General features: G+C 62.7%; 5 protein-coding genes. 4 read left to right on the plus strand and 1 reads right to left on the minus strand.

Annotated features, from left to right (window positions below; genetic code table 11):
- On the minus strand, positions 1–1,047 hold a 1,047-nt coding region (locus GXY33_02690; protein ID NLX04032.1), incomplete at its 3' end, for an aldehyde dehydrogenase family protein.
- A gap of 133 nt (positions 1,048–1,180) precedes the next feature.
- Here GXY33_02690 and GXY33_02695 point away from each other — a divergent pair.
- The 4 genes from GXY33_02695 to GXY33_02710 form a co-directional block, all read left to right on the plus strand.
- Entirely contained in the window at positions 1,181–1,897 is a 717-nt protein-coding gene (locus GXY33_02695; GenBank protein NLX04033.1) for a GntR family transcriptional regulator, read from the plus strand.
- A complete protein-coding gene (locus GXY33_02700; GenBank protein ID NLX04034.1) occupies positions 1,887–3,617 on the plus strand; it encodes a hypothetical protein in 1,731 nt (576 codons plus the stop codon). The genes GXY33_02695 and GXY33_02700 overlap by 11 nt, the downstream gene beginning before the upstream one ends.
- Positions 3,618–3,639: 22 nt before the next feature.
- The gene (locus tag GXY33_02705) at positions 3,640–4,311 is read left to right on the plus strand and encodes a fructose-6-phosphate aldolase (GenBank protein NLX04035.1); all 672 of its coding nucleotides are present in this window, start codon (positions 3,640–3,642) and stop codon (positions 4,309–4,311) included.
- Between the two features lie 44 nt (positions 4,312–4,355).
- Positions 4,356–4,897, plus strand: a 542-nt coding sequence (locus tag GXY33_02710) for an SDR family NAD(P)-dependent oxidoreductase (GenBank protein NLX04036.1), incomplete at its 3' end; no start/stop codon positions are given.

Here is a 4,897-nt window from a genome sequence, read left to right on the forward strand (position 1 = left end):
CAGGCGCGCCCCTTCCGCCTTCCCCTTCTCAATCCCAGCCAGAATATTGCGAAGCTGACTCTCACCGCACACCGGCCCCATCGTCGTCCGCGGATCGGTCCCCTTGCCCACAACAATCCTGCCGACCCGCGACAAAAGAAGATCGAGAAACTCGCTGAGCACGGATTTCTCCACCAGCGCCCGGCTGGTCGAGGTGCACCACTGGCCCGCGCAGGCGTACGCAGCCAACACAGCTGAGTCCGCCGCCGCCGCCAAGTCCGCATCGGCCAAAACGACGATCGGATTCTTGCCGCCCATCTCCAACTGCGTCCGCGTCAGCGCCGCCGCCGCCTTCTGATGAATCGCCGTCCCCACCTCGGTCGACCCGGTAAAACTGATCGCCTTGACCTTCGGATGCGAAACCAGCGTATCGCCGATCTCCGAACCCGATCCGGTCACAAAGTTCAACACCCCAGCCGGCAGACCGGCCTCCTCATAGACCCGCACAAACTCCGCGCCCACCCCAGGCGTCAGACCGGCCGGCTTCAACACGCACGTATTACCCGCCATCAGCGCCGGCGTGACCTTCCGGCACGGCACGTTGAACGGAAAATTCCACGGCGCGATCACCGCCACCGTCCCCAGCGGGCGGCGCACCTGATAGGCGAAAACCCCATCCTGCTCCGACGGCATGACCGATCCGCCCATCCGCACGCCTTCGGCGATCTGGAAGTCCATTTCCTTGATGGCCGATGCGATCTCCGCCTGCGATTCCCGAAGGGTCTTACCGTTTTCCGCGGTCAGAACGGCGGCGATCCGGTCCCGATGCGTTTCCATAAGTGCCAGGGCCTTCTTCAGATGCCCAGCCCGCTGATAGACGCTCAGGCCGCTCCACGATGCAAACGCCTCAGCCGCGGCTTCGACGGCGAGGTTTACGTCATCGGCTGTGGACTTCTGCCAGAGGCCGGTTACCGTGGTCAGGTCGGCTGGGTTCTTCTGCTCGTAGGTCCGACCGGCCCGCGACGCCACCCAGGCACCATTGATGAAATTATGATTCGCACTACTCATGGATTGGCCCTCTGACAACGGATTCTTGGTCTTTTCAGTGTTCGCCCATTGACTGTTAACGATATGATTGTCATAATGTGTTCTGTATTCCGTATTTTGTTAACAATCATCATTGTACTGGCGGCGACGATCGATGTCAACGACCGATGCCCTTGATCCGGTGGAAAGGATATCCCTCGGCGACCTGGTCGCCGAGCGCATCCGGCAGGCGATCCTGACCGGCGCGCTGAGGCCGGGTCAGCGGGTGACCGAGGATGAACTGGCCAGGGTGCTGGGGATCAGCCGCAGTCCGGTTCGCCAGGCGCTGATCCAACTCGAGCACGAAGGGCTGATCGTTCGGGAGAGGAACCAGCGGGCATCGGTGGTCTGCATGTCCGAGGAGGACATTGAAGAGGTCTGCACGCTTCGGTTGTCGCTGGAGACGCTGGCCCTTGAGCGGGCGATGGCGCGGGCGACGGCGGAGGATATCGCGGAGTTGGAGGGGTTGTTCAGGAAATATTCGAAGTGTTTGCGGAGCGGCGGGCCTCTGGCCCGGCTGGTGGAGCTGGATTTGGCGTTTCACGAGCAGCTCGTGCATATCTCCCGCCACAGCCGTCTGTTGCATGCGTGGGAAGGGATCAGGTTCCAGATCTCCTACCTGATGTTCACGTGCAATATCGTGGGCGAATCGGAGTTCCCAAGCCTCTGCGACGTCTGGCACTCGGAGATCATCGAGGCGCTTCGCCGCAAGGACCTGGCCCACGGGACCCAGCATTTAAGAGCCCACCTGGAAAACGCTTACGACGTATTCCGAACGCGGTACGCCCAGCAGGCAATCGAGAAGCAGGAAGGACGGGACCATGCGATTTGACCGGTTGGAGATGAACCCAGCGAAGAGTCCCGGCGTGCTGGATACAGCCACGTGGGATCGGCGGGCGGCGGTGCGAACGTTTGAGGCCCTTTCGGGTGAGTATCTGGAGCGTTTGGGTTTGGCGGCGAAGGCGGGCGCGGGATTTCCCGACGATCCGCGGTTGATTGCGTATCCCGGATCGGTGGCGGCCAAGGACGGTCGCTGCGTGTTGCTTGCCGGACTGGCGGATGGGCAGCATGTTTTTGTCGAGTTCGTGCCGGAAGGCGCGGCGACGGTGCTTGAAGATGCGATCGCATCGGTCACGTTGGCTGGGTCGGCGCGGGTTGTTTGTCATGCGGCGACGTCGGCGACGGTGCACGCTTACGGCCGGCGTGTCAAGCCGGGCAAGGGTCCGGCTGCGCTGGGAGCGACACCTCGGCTTGGGATCGGGGTGCGGATGACGACGGCGTGTTGGCCGGGGATTTTCGCGGCCATGGCGAAAAAGGGGTTTGCGGCGAACCCCATTCAGAACTCGATTCGCGAGTTGAACGTGATGTCGACGCTGTTGAAGGCTGAGCCTCCGGAGAAGAATTACGCGTGCGGGTTCGGCACGATCGAGTGCGGGTATACCGGCAGTTCGTTTGAGGGGCTGTGGCTTTCGGGCGTGCTGGAGGCGATCAAGAGTCCTCAGGCTTTGCGGTACGGAGCGGACGCGGATCACATTCAGGTGAAGCGCGGGCCGGAAGGGATGGCGCGGGCGAAGCGGTATCTGGACTGCGCGCGGTACTACACGTTCTACACGCTGGACATGGCTGACGTTCTGGATTACGGAGCGGCGAACGAGCCGTCGGAGGCGCGGGCGGCGGCGCTATTGGCGGAGAGGATACCGGACGAGAAGCGCCGCTGCGAGATCGTCGCGTATCATCGCGAGGGTCGGCGGATCGGCGGACGGGAGTATCGTCCGGATGAGGCGGCGCTGGGCCGGCTGATCGGGAAGCACTGGCAGTCTTTGCATGCGATCGAGGAGTTGACGGCGCACATTCGGAGTGGCAAGGACGGCGAGGCGTTCGATCTGGAGCTTTCGATCGACGAGCATCCGCCGGAGATCGCGGCGTTCGACTGTTTGACCGGCGATGAAGAGTTGACGTTTTTGTGTCTGGAGATTCGGCGGCGCGGGCTCGCGGTGACGCACGTCGCGCCGAATTTCGGGGTGGAGAAGGGGCTGGACTACCGCTGTCCGGACGGGCTGGAGGGGTTTGAGCGGCGGATTCGTTCGCAGTTCCGGATCGCTGAGGAATTCGGGTTGCTGCTGGATTTTCACTCGGGCGACGATCTGAGCGGCGGGCCCCGGCGGGTGATTCAGAAGGCGACGGGCGGGCGGCATCAGTTCAAGATTTCGCCCATGGTCCAGATTATCTTCGCGGAGGTGCTGCAGGACTTTGAGCCCGATCTGTTCGCGGAGTGGTGGGCGGACGCTTTGGCCTACGCCCGTCGCGAGGCGGAAGGCGGGGCTGAGTTCGCCCGGGCGTGCCTCGACGAATACGAGCAGGATCCGCAGCGGACGGCGCTGGCGAAGACGAAGGTGTTTCACCACTACAGTTTCGCGTTCGTGGGCCGTCGCGACGCGGAGGGGCGATTCATTTACCGCGAGAGATTTTACGATCTGTCGAAGGGCTTCTATCAGGCGTACACGGATCGGTTGACGGGTTATCTTGGGATGCTGGCTGACGAGCTGTTTTGACGCGATATTCAGGAGCGATGCGATGGAATTGTTGTTGGACAGTGCGGACCCGAAGGAGATTCAGGAAGTGACGTCGTGGGGGATGATTTCGGGAGTGACGACGAACCCGACGTTGTATTCGAAGGTGGGCGGCGAGACGGTGGCGCGGCTTCGGGACGTGGTGGCGGCGTCGCCCGGCTGCGTGTTCACGCAGGTGATCGGGTGGCACGACCGGGCGGAGCTGGTCGGGCAGGCCCGGTGGCTGGCTGAGCAGTCGGAGAAGATCATCGTGAAGCTGCCGATGGGCATCGAGGGGATCCAAGCCGTTTTGCAGCTTAAAAAGGAGTCACCGGAGATCAAGGTGGCGGTGACGGCGGTGGCGTCGATCGCGCAGGCGCTGTTGTGCGGCAAGGCCGGGGCGGACGTGGCGGCTTTGTTCAACGGTCCGCTTGACGAGTCGAGCGACGCGACGGTCGATATGGTCACGCCGGTCAAGAAGATCTACGCCCAGTACGGCTATAAGACGAAGGTTCTGTCGTGCTGCCGGTTTCCCCGCGGGGTGGGCGAGTTCGCAGCGGCGGGGACCGACTATTGCACGATGCGGAAGGAGTTTCATCACCTGCTGTACGAACACCCGTACACGGACAAGCGGATGTTCGGGTTTCTGGGCGATTGGGAGAAGGCGTTCGGCAAGGCGAAGTGGCCGCAGCGGTGATCGGCGCTATCGGCGGAGACGTTAGACGTTAAGGAGCGAATCGCGTGAATTCTCTGGATTTGTTCAAGCTGACGGGCAAGACGGCTGTGGTCACCGGGGCTGCGCGAGGGTTGGGGCGGCAGATGGCGATCGCGCTGGCGCAGGCTGGGGCGGATATCGCGTTTTGCGATTTGTTGGAGACGGAGGCTGCGGAGACGCGCCGGGCGGTGGAGCAGACCGGGCGGCGGTGTTTGTTCGAGAAGGTGGACGTCACTCAGCCGGAGCGGATCGAGGCGTTCGTCGCGGGCGTGGTCGAGCGGTTCGGGCGGATCGATATTCTGGTCAACAACGCGGGCCGCGAGTCCGAGGGCTGCGCGATCGAGGAGGTGGGCGAGGAGTTGTGGCGGACGATCATCGAGACGAACCTGTCCAGCATGTTTTACTTTGCCAAGGCGGTGGGCAAGCGGATGATCGAGCAGGGCCAGGGCGGCTGCGTGATCAACATTTCGTCGATTTCGGGGCTGATTATCAGTAACATTTTTCCGCGGCATAACGTGACGTACGGGGTGTCGAAGGCGGGCGTGGCCCATCTGACCCGCGGGTTGGC

It is taken from the genome of Phycisphaerae bacterium (genome assembly GCA_012729815.1).
Classification (GTDB): Bacteria; Planctomycetota; Phycisphaerae; order JAAYCJ01; family JAAYCJ01; genus JAAYCJ01.

Bases quoted from the DNA above. Each gene is read 5' to 3' on its own strand.
- GXY33_02695 (NLX04033.1), top strand. From the start codon at position 1,181: ATGTCAACGACCGATGCCCTTGATCCGGTGGAAAGGATATCCCTCGGC.
- GXY33_02700 (NLX04034.1), top strand. From the start codon at position 1,887: ATGCGATTTGACCGGTTGGAGATGAACCCAGCGAAGAGTCCCGGCGTG.
- GXY33_02705 (NLX04035.1), top strand. From the start codon at position 3,640: ATGGAATTGTTGTTGGACAGTGCGGACCCGAAGGAGATTCAGGAAGTG.